The organism is Pseudomonas sp. LRF_L74 (assembly GCF_965644255.1).
Taxonomy (GTDB): Bacteria; Pseudomonadota; Gammaproteobacteria; order Pseudomonadales; family Pseudomonadaceae; genus Aquipseudomonas.
The window spans coordinates 130989-146467 of sequence record NZ_CBFFRH010000002.1 but is presented as its reverse complement, the minus strand read 5'-3'; the positions used below and the strand labels follow the sequence as shown (position 1 = coordinate 146467).

Sequence of the window (15479 nt, the reverse complement as noted above, 5' to 3'; positions counted from 1 at the left end):
TCGACGTCCCTCAAGAGGAAGCAAAGATGAACCATCGTCTTCTCATCGGCGGTATCGTCATGGCCCTGGGCAGCGGCCCGCTCGCCGCGGCGAACATAGTACCGGCGGAGATCGGCAAAACCCTGACAGCGGCAGGTAGCCCCATGGCAGCCGACGGCCCGATTCCAGCCTTCGAAGGCCGTGACCAACCACTGCCCGGCTGGAGTATCGAAAAGAGCCGTACCGCCTTCTGGAAATACCATGATGAAAAACCGCTGTTCACCATCGACGCGAGCAACGCCGCCCAGCACGCCGAGCAGTTGACCCCCGGGCAACTGGCACTGTTCAAGGTCAACCCGGAGTACAAGATGGTGGTCTATCCAACCCACCGCACCTGCAGCTACCCGGACTTCGTCGTCGAGAACACCCGGCAGAACGTCGGCAGCGCCAAGCTGACCGCCAGCGGCAATGGCATCGCCTCGGGCACCCTGCCCGGCATTCCGTTCCCGGGCACCAGCTCCGGCCTGGAGGCGATCTGGAACCACCTGATGCGCTACAGCGGCGTGGGCATGGACTCGGTGGTGCGCACAGTGGTCTCGCCTCGGCCAGGGTCGAGCGGCTTCATCGACACTGCGGCGCAGACCACGCTGTTCATGCCTCTCAACGCCAAAGGCCAGCACTCCCCCAGCGAGGGCGGTGGTAACTACCTGAATGGTTTCGTGCAACTGAGCGAGCCACCCGCGATGGCAGGCCAGGCGATGATCCAGAAATCGATGTTCGACGCCGACCAGGAGACCTTCATGTACTTCCCCGGCCAGCGCCGGGTCCGCAGGATGCCCACCTACGCCTACGACGCGCCCATGCTCGGGTATGAAAACCAGATCATGATCGACGCCTCCTTCACCTTCAACGGCAATCCTGACCGTTTCGACTGGAAGATGGTCGGCGAGAAGAACATCCTGGTTCCCTACAATGCTTTCGGCATGTACGACCAGGACCTCAAGCAAAGCGACGTGGTGACGCCCAAATCGGTGAGTCCGGCAGTACGCCGCTACGAGCTGCACAAGGTCTATGTGGTCGAGGCGACGGTAAGGCAAGGTGTACGCCACTCGACGCCGAAACGTACGTTCTACCTGGACAGCGACACCTACCTGGCGCTGGTCGCGGATGACTACGATGCCCAGGGCAAATTGTGGAAAGTTCGCGAGTCCTACCCCATGCCGGTATGGGAAGTCGAAGGTGCCTGCGCCTCCATTCCCTATGCCCAGTACGATCTGGAGAACGGCCGCTACATCGCTGACTTCATCGTCGCCGGCAATCCGTCGAAGAAGGGTATCGAGTGGTTCCTGGAAAGCGACAAGACCCGTTTCCGCAGCAGCTTCTACACGCAAGACAACCTCAGGTCGATCAGCGAACGCTGATCACACAACGCCTCTGTCAGCCCGTGGACATCCACGGGCTTTTTCGTTGCTCTCCTGTACTTTCCCAATCCCAGACAGCCCCGTAAGGTGACGCCCCTGAAGCCGACAGCAGGACCAGAAGCCATGACCGAAACCAAAGAAATGCGTGTGCTGCGGGCCATTGCGGCGGCGCTGGCGTTCGACCCCGGCCTGTCCTACCAGAAGCTCGCCGACAGTGTCGGCGTCAGCCGCCGCACGCTCTATCGCCTGGCGCCATCGCGCGAGGCGCTGCTGGAGAAACTGCGTGAATGTGCCGTTGCCGCCAACCGCGCCGCTCTGCACAAGCTCGACGAGCCTGGCCGGTCGTTCGATACACGCTTGCTTGAACTGACCCAGGACTTTCTCGCCGACGCCCAGCTCTATGGCTTCTGGGCAGCGGACACCTGGGGCAAGGCAGCCGGTCCCTCGCTGCACTCCTCCAGCGACGTCGAGCTGCACAGCTATCGACAGACCATGCAAGGTTTTTTCGAGCAGGGCCAACATGCCGGCGTACTGCGCGACGACTTGCCTGCCAGTTGGCTGGTGCATGCCTACGACGGCCTGCTCTCGGCCGCTACCGGCACGCTCAACAGCGCCAGCATCGCTGCGGAGGATCTGCCGGGTCTCGTCGTCAAGACGTTCCTCAGCGGCGCGGCCTGCGCTTGATCCGATAAGGCCGCACAACGAGGCAAATCACCGCGCGGTCTTCATCGAGGGCAGCGCTCTTACAATGAGTGCGCCCAATCGGCGATCAGCGCAGCCGCTTCCAATACCCGCTCGGGCTGCCCTGCCAGGTAATGGTTGCCACCCACGATGTTCTTGTTGTGGATCGTGCTGCCACCGGCCTTGAGCCAGGCATCGCGGGTACTGGGGAACGTCGACTGGTCGGCGGTATAGGTCAGCAGCAGCTTGGGTACGGTGGTCCGCGCGAGATTGGTAGGACCATCGGCCTGGGACAACGACGACCACTGCGACAGGAATGCCGTCAGCGATGTCACACGGCCCATGGCATTGGCCGAATAATTGACCGCACGCGCATCGCCCCAGACGCTGCCCGGCAAGCGGTCGTTGCAATCCAGGGAAAGGTCGACGCAACGCGGGTCGGCATGGGTACGGTGGACCACGAAGACCTGGTCACGGGGGGCGCCCTCGGTCCGGCGCAGCAGCCGCAGGCGTTCGATCGCCCACTGCTCGATACGTTTGATGCGTTGTCTCTGGGCCGAACGGAACGCCGCAATGAACGCCGGCGAATAACGCCCCTGATGCCGCACGTCATACATGTCCAGGTCTGGATCGAGCGATAACGGGTCGAGCTCGTCGGTGACGGCCGGATCGATCCAGTCGGCCAGCAGGCGCGAGCGTCCCAGATGCGCGGCCGCGAGGGCAATGCCATCGACCGGCGGCAGGTCCCGCGGGTGCAAGTGGGTCGGGTCACCATCGATGAAATGGTGCGCGGTCAGTTGCTCGGCCTGAGCCTGATAGAACGCCGCCAGTGCGGCGCCGCCAGAGTTGCCGATCAGCACGACCTTCTCGTAACCCCGCTCACGCAGGTACTTGACCCCGGCGCCGAGGTCCTGGATGACGCGCTCCATCAAGAGCAGGGTGTCATTGCCCATGTAGCGGGAGTTCAGGCCCATGCAGCAGATGCCCTGGGCGGCGAGTTTGTCGATCAGGTAATGGCCCATGAAATTGCTGGTCGGGTGCATGACGATCGCCGCGACCTTTTTCTTGCCGGCCGGCTCCATGAATGCGCCATAGATGCGTGGACGCAGCATCTGCAGGCCGGACTGGCTTTCCAGCGCGGTTCCTGGCTTGACGTCGATGACCGCCAGTTTCAACTCAGACATATCGGCTGGCCTCCACTTCGCACTTGAGACGAGCCCGCAGCTCCGTCCATTCCGCCAACAGCGCATGAGCGCTGGCGGCGTGATCGTCCATCCGTGCCTGGCTGACCGTCGGCGTAGTGATCTCCACGCGAATGCCATTGGGGTCGAAGAAATAGATCGACTGGATGATGTGATGATCGGTCACGCCAATCACGTCATGGCCTGCCGCCTCGACGCGGGCACGCAAGGCGAGCAAGTCATCCAGGCTGTCGACGCGCAAGGCGATATGGTTGACCCAGGACGGCGTGTTCGGTGAGGGCAAGGCGGCCACGTCGTCACCGAGGTCGAAGAAGGCGATGAACGATCCGTCGGCCATGCGGAAGAAAATGTGCACATAGGGGCAATGCTCACCGGTACTGGGCACCACATCGCTCTTGATCACATGCACCAATGGCAGGCCCAGCGTGTCTTCCCAGAAACGACGTGTCTTTTCACTGTCCCGGCAGCGCCAGGCGAAGTGGTGCAGCCCCTGGATGACAAGCCGTTGGTTATCCAGCGACGGATCGTTTGGTTGCATGACTCATCCTCTTGCCAGAGCCGAAGTTCGCGGCGCGTGGCCAGCGCAATCCGGGCGATGATCGGAAATCGACCCGCTGATACTGAGCATGCACGCGACTCACGGCCATACCCGTGAACGATGACCATCGCCCTGCGAATCCCCTGATGGGACAAGGCCAGTCACTCGCCGAGGGTATGGGCAAAGCCGTGCCCGGCCTTCCATAGTCGTCACACCCGAACCGTTTCAGGTTTTCAGGCAACCCCAGGTACGCGATATCGCATCGACACAAGCCGACAGCGACGACGCCTCGCGAGCCCACAGGCTCTTCCATCAACCGGATCGTTCGAAGAAGGACCAGGCCATGATCAAATCACGCGCCGCGGTGGCATTCGCCCCCAACCAGCCATTGCAGATAGTCGAAGTGGACGTCGCCCCGCCCCGCGCGGGCGAAGTGCTGGTGCGCATCGTCGCCAGCGGCGTCTGCCATACCGATGCCTATACCCTGTCCGGGCAGGACAGCGAAGGCGTATTCCCCTGCATCCTGGGCCATGAAGGCGGTGGCATCGTGCAGGCGGTGGGTGAAGGCGTCACCTCGTTGCAGGTGGGCGACCATGTGATCCCGCTGTACACCGCCGAATGCCGCGAGTGCAAATTCTGCCTCTCCGGCAAGACCAATCTGTGCCAGAAAGTCCGTGCCACCCAGGGCAAGGGCCTGATGCCCGACGGCACCACCCGTTTCAGCTACAACGGCCAGCCGGTCTACCACTACATGGGCTGCTCGACCTTTTCCGAGTACACCGTGCTGCCGGAAATCTCCCTGGCCAAGATTCCCCAGGATGCACCGCTGGAGCAGGTCTGCCTGCTCGGCTGCGGCGTGACCACTGGTATTGGCGCGGTACTCAACACCGCCAAGGTCGAAGAAGGCGCCAGCGTGGCGGTCTTCGGCCTGGGTGGCATCGGCCTGGCAGCGATCATCGGCGCGAAGATGGCCAAGGCCTCGCGCATCATCGCCATCGACATCAACCCGGCCAAGTTCGAAGTCGCCCAACGCCTGGGCGCGACTGACTTCATCAACCCGAAGGAATACGACAAGCCGGTCCAGGAGGTCATCGTCGAGTTGACCGATGGCGGCGTCGACTACAGCTTCGAATGCATCGGCAACGTCCATTTGATGCGCGCAGCGCTCGAGTGCTGCCACAAGGGCTGGGGCGAGTCGACCATCATCGGCGTTGCGCCCGCCGGAGCGGAAATCAACACCCGCCCCTTCCAGCTGGTGACCGGCCGCGTGTGGCGCGGCAGCGCCTTCGGTGGCGTCAAGGGGCGCACCGAGCTGCCGAGCTACGTCGACAAGGCCCAGCGTGGCGAGATCCCGCTGGAGACCTTCATCACCCACACCATGGAACTGGAAAGCATCAACGAAGCCTTCGAACTGATGCACCACGGCCAGAGCATCCGCACCGTCATCCATTTCTGAAAACCGCCGGGTGGCAGCCTGCCTGCCACCCGGCACACCTGGGCCCTGCCCGCCTCCTTAAGCCAAGGAAAACCCAATGTCCGTCTTCACCCACGTAACCGTCGGCACCAATGACCTGAGCAAGGCCCGTGCCTTCTACGACAGCGTATTGGCCGAACTGCAGCTCAAGCGCATCGCCGACCTGGACGACAATGGCTCCATCTGGGGCATCGATGCACCGTCGTTCTTCGTCCTCAAGCCTGCCAACGGCTCCCCTGCCACCGTCGGCAACGGCGTCACGGTCAGCTTCAAGGCGCCAAGCCGCAAGGCCATCGATGCCTTCCACAAAGTGGCCCTGGAACTGGGTGCCAAGGATGAAGGCCAACCCGGCCCGCGTGGCTGGGCGCCTCACGCCTATGCGGCGTACGTACGCGACCTGGATGGCAACAAACTCGCCGTGTACTGCTTCGAGCCAGCGTGAACCCAGGGCGTCTCTTCGCTCCCGGATAACACCGATACGCCACGCACCTAAAGTGCGTGGCGTATTTTTTTAACGCGCATGGTCAGGCTGATTTTTTGGACGTATTGGACTCTTCTATGCCGGGGGCAGCTATGAGGCAGGAGCGGACGTTTGAGATTATTTGCCGTCGCTCCCGCGAAGGCGGGAGCCCAAAAAAGCGCTTCTGGATTATTCCCCTTCAGGCCAGCGCAAGCGCTGTCCAGCGATGGAGCCGCTGTCCCGCCTTCGCGGGAATGACGATTGAGTGGGGCCGAGCGTTCGTAGAGTGGACAACGCGAAGCGTGTCCACCGCCCTGCACCGCCAATGGTGGACAAAAGGAGCGTTGTCCACCCTACGGACTCAGACAGATTTGAGGCAGCAGCAGACGGTCAAGATCATTTGCCGTCACTCCCGCGCAGGCGGGAGCCCAAAAGCACTTCTGGGTTATTCCCCTTCAGGCCAGCGCAAGCGCTGTTCAGCGATGGAGCCGCTGTCCCGCCTTCGCGGGAATGACGAACGTCCCTCCTGCCTCGTTGCAGTCATCTGAACTTGAAACGTCAACAGCCCCTGAGCGAGGTATGAGTATTGCGCGCAATGATGTGCACCGTTGCTGCGAGCGCTTGCCCTCTGCAACACATCGCGGTCAGCGACGTGCAGCGGATGGCAAGCGAATACTCAGAAACGCGAGAGCTTGAGCGGTGCGCGATCCACCTTGGGCTCGCTGCCACTGATGATATCGGCGACCAGTTCACCCACTGCCGGTGCCAATGTCATGCCGAAGGCAAAGCCAGAGGCCACTACCGCCCCCGGCAACGTTGGCAGCGTATCGACGATGGGGTTGAAGTCCGGCGCCACGTTGATTATGCCGCCCCAGCGCTCAGCTACCCTGGCCTCGCGGAATACCGGGAACTCCTCGGCCATGGACGCCAACGCCTTGTCGAGCAAGCCATGGTCCGGCGTGGGTGCCAGCACCCGGGCTCTTTCGAACGGTGACACGCGGTCCAGCGCCCAGCGCTTGGGCACTCGCAAGGCGCGGAAGAAGTCGCTGGTCAATGCAAGGTTCATTTCCTCACCCATCTCACGCATCGCGCGCATGGTGGGCAGGAATTTACCGATCAGGCGAAAGCTGTCAGGCGTCACCGGGGCACCCAGCACCGGAGCGCCCAGGGAATAGGAACCGTCGAGTTCCCGCCGCCAGGCGGCCGGCCCACCGAAACCACAGCCGGCCGGGCCGGCCACCGGCGTGGTGCGTTGTTGCGAAAGGTAGGCGGCCAGCAGCGGCAGTTCCACATCCAGGCTACCCAACAACAGTCGCGACCAGGCGCCACCGGCGACCAGCAGGTTCAAGGTGGTGACCACGCCTCGCTCGGTCACCACCGCACTGACCCGGCCCGCCTCGGTTTCGATCCCACGTACCGCGCAGGACTCGACGATTTTCACACCGCGCTTGCGGGCCGCACGGGCCAGGACCGACGCCGTGGTGGCTGACTCGATGCCACCGTCGTCCGCCTGGTACAAGGCGGCTTTCCAGGCGGACGTGCTGCCAGCGGCATGGGTTGCCAGCTCCGCGCCGGAGATGATCTTCGCCTGGCTGTCGATCCGCCCACGCAAGGATTCGATCCAGGCCTCGGCGGCGCCAATTTCTTCGTCGGAGCTGCACAGCTGCAAATAACCGTTGGCACGAAAGCCCGTGTCATCGTCCAGCCATCGGTCCATGCCATGCCAAAGTGTCTTGCTGCGCACCGCCAGCCCCTGGATTTCATCGGCGACACCGTGGTTGGTAACCCAACCGAACGCCCGGCTGGATTGCTCGCCAGCGACCACGCCCTTTTCGCAGATCACCACGGAGAAACCGCGCTCGGCCAGGTACAGCGCACTGCAGACGCCGATGACGCCCGCACCGACGACAACTACGTCGGCCTGCGTCGGCAGTTCGCTGTCGGTGGCAATGCGCAAGGCTCGCGACGCGGTATCGGTCAACACCCCGCCACGCCCGAGCATCGGCGCCAGCAGACTACCTCCCGCGGCCAGCGCCGCGCCGATACCTGCTCCAACTGGCCCCAGCAGGCTGCCCCCCGCTACTGCGGCGGCGCCAACGCCGGCCCCCATCAGAAGTCTTTGCCTGGACAGAATCATATGCAGCGGTCCCCCTTGAGAGTCGTAAAGTCGGGAAAGCGTGACCCCCTCCGAGCATCGCCAGGGTCTGTTCCCGTTTCAGTTTTGAATGGCTGCATTGAGGCAGGAACGAACGCTTACGTTCACCGTCATTCCCGCGAAGGCGGGAATCCAACTGCGTCGAATCTTCTGGATTCCCGCCTTCGCGGGAATGACGGAGGAATAACGAATGTCCGCAATTGCCTCAAAGCCGCCAGCCACACATGTCGAATAAGATTTATGCCTCAAATTTTTCAATTACTTGGAAAAACGACAACACCTGCTAGCGCGCAACATCCGTTACCACTCCCGACTTGGCGAATCCGACCCATGCCCCGGAAACCGCCGGAACGATGGCCGTCATGGCCGGTGCAGAGGCGTAACGCTTGACCTTGAAATTGTTGCCTCGGTCAACGCTGATCAATTGCAAGCCGTCGAGGCCGACGGCGTAGACCTGCTGGCCACGGCTGACCAGCGAGACGATAGAACTGCTCTGCGCCAAGCGGATCGACGACCAGCTCTCACCATCATCACTTGAGCGATAGAGCGCGCCGCGCAAGCCGCCCACCAGCAAGCTGCCATCATCGGTAGCAACACCGCTCCACAGGCTGCCCTGGTAGCCGGTTTCCAGGTAACTCCAGCTCTTGCCGGCATCCCTCGAACGCAGCACCATGCCTCGCTCAGCGGCGATGAACAGGCTTCCCTGAGGCCCGACGAACAGGCTGAAGAGGTTGAGGTCAGCACGGCCACCGTCGGGCAGCGGCGGCAGCTCGACGTTTTCCCAGGTGCGCCCGCCGTCGCGGGTATGCACCATCAGCGACCACAGGCCGACCGCCCAGCCCTCATTACGATTGATGAAGCGCACGCTGAACAGCGGCCGGTCGGCCTGCAGGTCCTGACGCTGTACCACCCAATGTTCACCCGCATCGTCGGTACGCAGGATCAGCCCGGCATGCCCGACCGCCCAGCCCACCTGATCGTCGACGAAATACAGGTTGTTGAGCTGCGCCCGCACCGGCACGGCGGACGCCTGGCGAAAGCTTTGCCCATTGTCGTCGGACAGCAACACCGTACCCTGCTCGCCGAGGGCGACGATGCGCGTGCCCGCCAGGCTGGCCGCCAGGATCATCGAGTTATCGGGCTGTTGCTGGTGCAAGGCGGGTTGCAACAGCAGGTCGGCGAGCTTCGCATCGACCTCGGCATGCACCGCACCAACCAGGAACAGGCCGGTGAACAGCGCGCTGGCCAGGGCGCGACGAATGCCACGGGTAATCAAAGGACGCATACGCACTCCATCGGCACTTAGTGAGCGAACAGACCGCTGGCACGCACCAGGGTCTTGCGGGGAAACACGCGATGCAGCACCACGGCGAGCGCAGGCAGCGCCGTCATCGCCATCACCAGGTTGACCAGGAACATGAATGCCAGCAGCTTGCCCATGTCGGCCTGGAACTTGAGTTCGGAGAACGACCAGGTGGCCACGCCGATGGCCAGGGTGATGGCGGTGAAAATGGTCGCCACGCCGACTTCGAGCAGCGACTTCTCCAATGCCTCGGCCATGGCCATGCCCTTGGCCAGGTGAGCCTGCAGGCGGTTGTAGATGTAGAAGGCGTAATCGACACCGATGCCTACCGCCAGCACCATCACCGGCAGGGTCGCCACGGTCAGGCCGATATTGAGTTCTTTCATGAACCAGTAGCCGATGAACGTGCCCACCGTCAGCGGCAGGCAGCAGGCAAGCACCGCTCGCCAGTCGCGGTAGGCAAGCAGGACCAGGATCACGATGGCACCGTAGACATAAAGCATCATCGGCAACTCACTGTGTTCCAGTTCCTCGTCGGTGGCCGCCAGCACCCCGGCATTGCCTGCCGCCAGCCGGACCTTGATGCCGTCCAGGTGATTGTCGGCGCGAAAGCGCTTGACCTGCGAGATGACCCGGCCGATCGTCTCGGCCTTGTGATCGGCCAGGTACAGGTGGACCGCCGACATGCTGCAGTCCTTGTTGACGAAACCGCGTACCCGGGCCACATCAGCCCCCAGCGCGGCGTAGTTATCGCTGTCCAGCGGCACCACGTTCATCGCCGGATACCCCTCGTTGTAGCCTTCATTGAAGGCCCTCAACTGGGTCGAGAACGAGGCGACGGAAAGCACGCCGGGAACATCGCGCATGCGCCGTACGAACAGATCCTCGAAGGCGCCGATGGGCGCTCGCGCGCAACTGTCGACGGGCGCCTCGAAGACCACGCTCAACCAGTCCAGACCGATGTCGTAATGCTGCGAGATGGCTTGCGCATCACGATTGAAGCGGGCTTCCGGGCGCAGTTCCGGCGCGCCAGCCTCGAGCGTGCCGACCACTCGGTCACGGCTGTTGAATACCGCCAACACCAGCACCACCAGCGTCAGCCCGAACACACTCCAGGCATTACGCGGCCGGGCAATGCGGGCAAGGCCACGCAACCAGTTGGAGCGCTGCTCACGGCGCGCCATGGCCTGCTGCGCATAACGCGGCGAAGGGCTGAAGAACGACGCCATGACTGGCAGCATCACCAGGTTGGTGACGATCTTGAAGCCCACGCCGATGGACGCGGTGATCGCCAGTTCCCTGACCATCGGGATCGGAATCATCAACAGGGTGATGAACGACACGAACGCAGTGACCAGGGCCAGCGAACCGGGCACCAGCAAGCCACTGAAGCTGCGCCGTGCCGCCTGATCGGCGGTGGCACCCAAGGACAGCTCGCGCACGATGAAGTTGATCTGCTGCACCCCATGGGACACGCCGATGGCGAAGACCAGGAACGGCACCAGCACACCCAGAGGATCGAGGCCGAAGCCCAGCAGGCGCAATGCGCCGAACTGCCATACCAAGGACGTCAGCGAACACAGGATCGGCAGCAAAGTGAAGCTGACCGAGTGGCAATACCAATAGACCGCAGCCAAGGTCAGCAACAGGGCGATGACACAGAACACCAGGACATTCGAGGCGCCGTCAGCGATGTCGCCGACCTGCTTGGCAAAGCCGATGATCTGGATCTCGTAGTCCTTGTCCTCGAACGCCTTGCGCAGTTTTTCCTCGAGCAAGTGGTTGTAGGCCACGTAGTCGAGTTTGCCGCCGTTCTGGTCGAACTCGTAGAGGTCGGCCGTGACCATTGCGCTGCTGTGGTCGCGCGCCACCAGGGTGCCGATGAAACCGCCACGGGTGGCAGCCTCGCGAATCACTTTGACCGCAGCAGGATCGAGCGCTTGCGGCGATACCGTGCCGTCGATCAGCGGCTCGGCACGGAACCCTTCTTCGGTGATTTCGCTGACGAAACTGTTCGGCGTCCACAGCGATTGCACCCCTACCCGGTCGAGGCTGGGCAATGCCTGCACCGCCTGGGTCAGGTCATACAGGCGACGCAGGCCATCGACGCTCCAGATTTCGCCCTGACGCGCACGCAGCACCACGGTCAGGCGGTTGGCGCCCGGCAATTCGTCACGATACTGCTGGAAGGTTTCCACGTACTCGTGACCAATCGGCAACTGTTTCTCGAAGCCTGCATCCATGCGCAGCTGCAGGGCGTACCAGCCCATGATCAAGGTGAACAGCAGCATCAACCCCAGGGTTGATCGGCGATGTGCAAAGAACAACGTTTCGAGCCATGCAACGCTACGCATCAACACAGGGCGGTCCTCTCAAGCGTGCCAGCGCTCTACGGAATGACGGGGCTGGTCGAGGCCATCGTGGGCCAGGACCAGCACCTTTCCCATACCCGCAGAAAGTGACGCCTGGCGCCTGGCGAGAACGCCAAAAAGCCCGCTCGATGGCTGTCGAGCGGGCTTTTTATCATCGGCCTGGCGTCAGGCCAGCGTTTTCAGAGGAATCGAGGCGTCAGCCAGCGCTACAGGCTCCGCGCGGGTACCACCCACGACCAGGGCACGCCCTTGTACGTAGTCCTTGGCAGCGTTGACGCAATCCAGCGCGATGACCTGCCCTTGCCGCAGGTAGATCACGGAAAAGCTGCGCTGCGCCGGGTCGCCACGCACCACCACCTGGTCATGACCAATGGACAGGCCAACGGTCTGCAAGCGCAGGTCGTACTGGTTCGACCAGAACCAGGGCACCGCCTGGTAGGGCTCGTGCTGGCCGAGCAGTGACTTGGCCACGGTCATGGCCATGTCGTTGGCGTTCTGCACCGACTCCAGGCGAATCGCCGCACCTTCGGCGAAACCATTGCGGTGCAAGGCGCAGTCACCAATGGCGTAGACATCCGCCAGGCTGGTGCGCCCCACTTCGTCCACTTCAACGCCATTACCGCCCTGCGCCCCCGCAGCCAGCAGCGGCTCCACGGCCGGGACGATGCCGATGCCGACGATGACCATCTGCGCCGCCAACACTTCGCCATCGGCCAAACGCACACCGCTGACCTGGCCCTGCTCGCCCTCCAGGCATTCCAGCCTGGCGTTCAGGCGTACATCCACGCCATGGGCACGATGCTCGGCCTCATAGAAGCGTGACAGTGGCTCCCCGGCGACACGCGCCAGCACACGGTCCTGGGCTTCGAGCACGGTGACTTGCTTGCCGAACTTGATCAGCACGGCAGCCGCCTCCAGGCCGATGTAGCCGCCCCCGATGACCACCACCTGATCGACACCGGGCAACTCAGCCAGCATGCGCTCGACATCGGCGCGCGAACGTACCGTGTGCACGCCTGACAACTCGCTGCCCACACACGGGATGCGCCGAGCATGCCCCCCGCCGGCCCAGATCAACGCGCCATACCCGATGACGCTGCCGTCGGCGGTTCCCAACCGGTGCTGTTCGGCATCGACGTACACCACCCGCTGACCGAGCAGCATTTCCACCTCGCGCTCGGCCCAGAAGGCCGCCGGGCGTATCAACAGGCGCTCGAACGTCTTGTCGCCGGACAGGTACTCCTTGGACAGCGGCGGCCGCTCATAGGGCAGCTCGGGCTCTTCGCCGACGATGGCGATAGTGCCGGTGAATTTCTGTTGGCGCAGGGCGATGGCCGCCTGGGCACCCGCATGCCCTGCTCCCACGATCAGCACGTCGAACGTTTTCATAGTCATTTCCTTGCGGTTGATCCAGCGCCAGCCCTGTCAGCCCTCGGGGGCCAAGGTCACTTGCAGCCCGTCCAGGTCGGCGCTGAATGCCAATTGGCAGGCCAGGCGCGAGTGCTCCTGGCGGTAGTCCGAACTGTCCAGCAGATCGTTCTCGTCATCGCCCACGGCCGGCATGCGCGCGGCGAACTCGGGGGCGACGTAGACATGGCAAGTGGCACAGGAACAGCACCCACCACATATCGCCAGCATTTCATCCACGCCGCTGTCACGGATGATTTCCATCACCGTAAGGCCGGGCTCCGCCTCGATGGGCGCTACGGTTCCATCACGGGTTGTCAGTATCAATTTGGCCATGACTGCTCCACTCAACGATTGGCTGATCTTGCTTAGAACCTGTTCTTATTGGTTATCGACCCAACCCAAGGTCACGCAGTCGACCCCGGTAGGCATTGCTGATGTTGTCCACGGGCAGATGGATCTCATGGTGTTGGTCGAGCGGCAGGTCCGGAATGCGCATGGCGCCGAGCACAACCATGTCTTCGCGATTGACCATGGCCAGGCCACCGCACATCGCCGCCCGCTCTTCGCGGCTGCCGCCGTAGCGCAGGATCTGGAAGACCTTGCACTGGTGGGCGCTGATCGGGCTGGGCAGGTCGCACGACTCGAGCATGAAGTCGGCGTCACCCTCGACCTCTACCTTGAACTCGATGGCGAACGGCAGCACCACCCGGTAGGTGTAGGCGCAATGGCGTATGCCATGGTTGGTTTCCACATAGTTGGCGCGCATCAACACGCCATCGGGCTGCTGCTCGATGCGCCCGGGTTTGATCGGAGCGGCTTGGTCCCCGCCCAAGGTCGCCGCATGCACGTAGGGCAAGTGCGCGATGTCGATGAAATTCTCTACCTGACGCGCGGCCGACACCGGCCAGATCTCCGGAGCCAGGTAATCCAGCTCGTCAGCCGGAACCTTGGCGATCAGCGGCAGCAGAGGCACATCCTCAAGCGGCTGCTCACCGATACAGGTCCACAGCAGACCGTAGCGCTCGCGAACTTCGAAGGTGCGCACCTTGTACGAAGGCGGCAGATTGTTACGCGGTCCAAGAGCCGGCACGTAGGTGCAACGGCCGTCCTGATTGAAGTGCAGGCCATGGAACGGACAGACGATCTGGCCGTCGACCACTTTGCCGATACTCAGGCGGACGTGGCGATGCGGACAGGCGTCGATGGCGGCACTCGCCGAGCCGTCCGTACCGCGAAACAACACCAGATCGACATCCAGCAACGTCACGGCCAGCGGTGCATCGAGCAGTTCGCGGGCAATCGCCACCGGGTACCAGTGGTTGGACAATATGCTCCAGTCGCTCGGTGAAATCGCCGAGCCGGCCGGGCGCAAGGTGTCTACGGGTTTGTTTAGCAAGGGAATGAACATGACCGGTCTTCCAGGATTCAGCTAGAGGTGGCGGATTCGACAGCGCAGGCATTGGCCTGGGCATGTTCGGCCTTGAGCAACGCTTCCAGTTTGCGGCGCATGCGCACACCGCCCACATCGGAAGGCAGAAGCACCGGATTGAGATCCCAGAGCTCGGCATCGCCCATGCGTACCTGCACGGCTTCCACCATGGGTTTGTCTTCACGGTCGAAGGCCTGGATCAGGGTTTCGCGGATGACCTCCTCGGGGAATCCGTCGGGCACCGTCGAACTCCAGAAATAGTGGGTGGAGGTCGGTGTTTCCGGGGTCAGGATGTGTGCCGAATAGATCGACACCACGGCCTCCTCACTGCCGACGTGACTGGTCTGGCTCGCCAGGTAATGGGTACTCGGCGGGCTCCAGCGGATGGTGTCGCAATGACGCACGAACGGCGCCGGGATCACCTCTTCACCGAAGAAATTGTTCATGTTCTCGGTGGTGAACGACGCCACCACATCGCCATTGGGCTGCTCCCAGGAGCGCACCTTGGGCATGTAGTCACGCCCGCCCAGCCCTGGATGGATCAGGGTGGTGTGGGACAGGTCCATCAGGTTGTCACTGAGCAGACGATAGTCCGCCTTGGCCGTGGTAAGGCCGCTGACCCAGCGGCTATCGCGCGCATGGTGATAATCGATCAGCGGAATGGTCGCGACATCGGCCAGCGCCGGGTCACCCATCCAGATCCACAACGCCTGGTCGACTTCCTGGATCGGATAGGTCTTGACCTTGGCTGCGGCCGGCACCGCCGAACTGAAGATGTTATGCACGCATTTGCCAGCGCCGTTGAATTGCAGGCCGTGGTAGGGGCACTCGATGTTGCCGTTCACCAATTGCCCCTTGGACAGTGGCGCGAAACGGTGTGGACAGCGATCCATCAGGGCGGTCAGGTCACCGGCCTCGGCGCTGTTGCGGTAGACCACCACCGGCTCGCCCAGGATGGTGCGGGCGAATGGCGCCGCCAGTACCTCGTCGCTCCAGGCGAACATGTACCAGGCGTTACGTAGAAAGGTTGCTTGATTCATGGCATTCACTCTCGT

General features: G+C 62.8%; 13 protein-coding genes. 4 read left to right on the top strand and 9 right to left on the bottom strand.

What is annotated here, in order from left to right; genetic code table 11:
* The first annotated feature begins 26 nt into the window (after positions 1 to 26).
* Both ACSZPK_RS05590 and ACSZPK_RS05585 read left to right on the top strand, forming a co-directional pair.
* Positions 27 to 1400 carry a DUF1329 domain-containing protein gene (locus ACSZPK_RS05590; protein WP_437880429.1) on the top strand — a complete coding sequence of 458 codons (1374 nt, stop codon included), beginning with the start codon at positions 27 to 29 and terminating at the stop codon, positions 1398 to 1400.
* 123 nt (positions 1401 to 1523) lie between these two features.
* Positions 1524 to 2084 (top strand): hypothetical protein, encoded by a 561-nt coding sequence (locus ACSZPK_RS05585; protein ID WP_437880428.1) that lies wholly within the window; start codon positions 1524 to 1526, stop codon positions 2082 to 2084.
* Between the two features lie 59 nt (positions 2085 to 2143).
* Here ACSZPK_RS05585 and ACSZPK_RS05580 read toward each other — a convergent pair whose 3' ends face one another.
* Positions 2144 to 3265: an alpha/beta hydrolase gene (locus tag ACSZPK_RS05580; RefSeq protein ID WP_437880427.1), complete on the bottom strand. Its 1122-nt coding sequence runs from the start codon at positions 3263 to 3265 to the stop codon at positions 2144 to 2146.
* Positions 3258 to 3821, bottom strand: coding sequence for a VOC family protein (locus tag ACSZPK_RS05575; RefSeq protein ID WP_437880426.1), 564 nt, complete (start codon positions 3819 to 3821; stop codon positions 3258 to 3260). The genes ACSZPK_RS05580 and ACSZPK_RS05575 overlap by 8 nt, the downstream gene beginning before the upstream one ends.
* Positions 3822 to 4164: 343 nt before the next feature.
* Between ACSZPK_RS05575 and ACSZPK_RS05570 the strand changes: the two genes are divergently transcribed.
* A complete protein-coding gene (locus ACSZPK_RS05570; RefSeq protein WP_437880425.1) occupies positions 4165 to 5277 on the top strand; it encodes an S-(hydroxymethyl)glutathione dehydrogenase/class III alcohol dehydrogenase in 1113 nt (370 codons plus the stop codon).
* Between the two features lie 76 nt (positions 5278 to 5353).
* Positions 5354 to 5737 carry a VOC family protein gene (locus ACSZPK_RS05565; protein ID WP_437880424.1) on the top strand — a complete coding sequence of 128 codons (384 nt, stop codon included), beginning with the start codon at positions 5354 to 5356 and terminating at the stop codon, positions 5735 to 5737.
* Between the two features lie 694 nt (positions 5738 to 6431).
* Here the strand turns inward: ACSZPK_RS05565 and ACSZPK_RS05560 are convergent.
* The 7 genes from ACSZPK_RS05560 to ACSZPK_RS05530 form a co-directional block, all read right to left on the bottom strand.
* Positions 6432 to 7865: an NAD(P)/FAD-dependent oxidoreductase gene (locus ACSZPK_RS05560; RefSeq protein ID WP_437880423.1), complete on the bottom strand. Its 1434-nt coding sequence runs from the start codon at positions 7863 to 7865 to the stop codon at positions 6432 to 6434.
* Positions 7866 to 8193: 328 nt separating this feature from the next.
* Positions 8194 to 9195 carry a WD40/YVTN/BNR-like repeat-containing protein gene (locus ACSZPK_RS05555; RefSeq protein WP_437880422.1) on the bottom strand — a complete coding sequence of 334 codons (1002 nt, stop codon included), beginning with the start codon at positions 9193 to 9195 and terminating at the stop codon, positions 8194 to 8196.
* Between the two features lie 17 nt (positions 9196 to 9212).
* Complete coding sequence (locus ACSZPK_RS05550) at positions 9213 to 11567, bottom strand: efflux RND transporter permease subunit (protein WP_437880421.1); 2355 nt, start codon at positions 11565 to 11567, stop codon at positions 9213 to 9215.
* 183 nt (positions 11568 to 11750) lie between these two features.
* Complete coding sequence (locus ACSZPK_RS05545; RefSeq protein WP_437880420.1) at positions 11751 to 12974, bottom strand: NAD(P)/FAD-dependent oxidoreductase; 1224 nt, start codon at positions 12972 to 12974, stop codon at positions 11751 to 11753.
* A 36-nt stretch (positions 12975 to 13010) separates the two neighbouring features.
* Positions 13011 to 13328, bottom strand: coding sequence for a 2Fe-2S iron-sulfur cluster-binding protein (locus tag ACSZPK_RS05540; RefSeq protein WP_437880419.1), 318 nt, complete (start codon positions 13326 to 13328; stop codon positions 13011 to 13013).
* 52 nt (positions 13329 to 13380) lie between these two features.
* A complete protein-coding gene (locus ACSZPK_RS05535) occupies positions 13381 to 14403 on the bottom strand; it encodes a Rieske 2Fe-2S domain-containing protein (RefSeq protein ID WP_437880418.1) in 1023 nt (340 codons plus the stop codon).
* Positions 14404 to 14420: 17 nt separating this feature from the next.
* Positions 14421 to 15464: a Rieske 2Fe-2S domain-containing protein gene (locus tag ACSZPK_RS05530; protein ID WP_437880417.1), complete on the bottom strand. Its 1044-nt coding sequence runs from the start codon at positions 15462 to 15464 to the stop codon at positions 14421 to 14423.
* Between the last annotated feature and the right edge of the window lie 15 nt (positions 15465 to 15479).

Coding starts and splice junctions, on each gene's coding strand:
- ACSZPK_RS05560 (WP_437880423.1), bottom strand. CDS start 7,865: ATGGGGGCCGGCGTTGGCGCCGCCGCAGTAGCGGGGGGCAGCCTGCTG.
- ACSZPK_RS05540 (WP_437880419.1), bottom strand. CDS start 13,328: ATGGCCAAATTGATACTGACAACCCGTGATGGAACCGTAGCGCCCATC.
- ACSZPK_RS05535 (WP_437880418.1), bottom strand. CDS start 14,403: ATGTTCATTCCCTTGCTAAACAAACCCGTAGACACCTTGCGCCCGGCC.
- ACSZPK_RS05555 (WP_437880422.1), bottom strand. CDS start 9,195: ATGCGTCCTTTGATTACCCGTGGCATTCGTCGCGCCCTGGCCAGCGCG.
- ACSZPK_RS05530 (WP_437880417.1), bottom strand. CDS start 15,464: ATGAATCAAGCAACCTTTCTACGTAACGCCTGGTACATGTTCGCCTGG.
- ACSZPK_RS05545 (WP_437880420.1), bottom strand. CDS start 12,974: ATGAAAACGTTCGACGTGCTGATCGTGGGAGCAGGGCATGCGGGTGCC.
- ACSZPK_RS05565 (WP_437880424.1), top strand. CDS start 5,354: ATGTCCGTCTTCACCCACGTAACCGTCGGCACCAATGACCTGAGCAAG.
- ACSZPK_RS05580 (WP_437880427.1), bottom strand. CDS start 3,265: ATGTCTGAGTTGAAACTGGCGGTCATCGACGTCAAGCCAGGAACCGCG.
- ACSZPK_RS05575 (WP_437880426.1), bottom strand. CDS start 3,821: ATGCAACCAAACGATCCGTCGCTGGATAACCAACGGCTTGTCATCCAG.
- ACSZPK_RS05590 (WP_437880429.1), top strand. CDS start 27: ATGAACCATCGTCTTCTCATCGGCGGTATCGTCATGGCCCTGGGCAGC.
- ACSZPK_RS05585 (WP_437880428.1), top strand. CDS start 1,524: ATGACCGAAACCAAAGAAATGCGTGTGCTGCGGGCCATTGCGGCGGCG.
- ACSZPK_RS05570 (WP_437880425.1), top strand. CDS start 4,165: ATGATCAAATCACGCGCCGCGGTGGCATTCGCCCCCAACCAGCCATTG.
- ACSZPK_RS05550 (WP_437880421.1), bottom strand. CDS start 11,567: ATGCGTAGCGTTGCATGGCTCGAAACGTTGTTCTTTGCACATCGCCGA.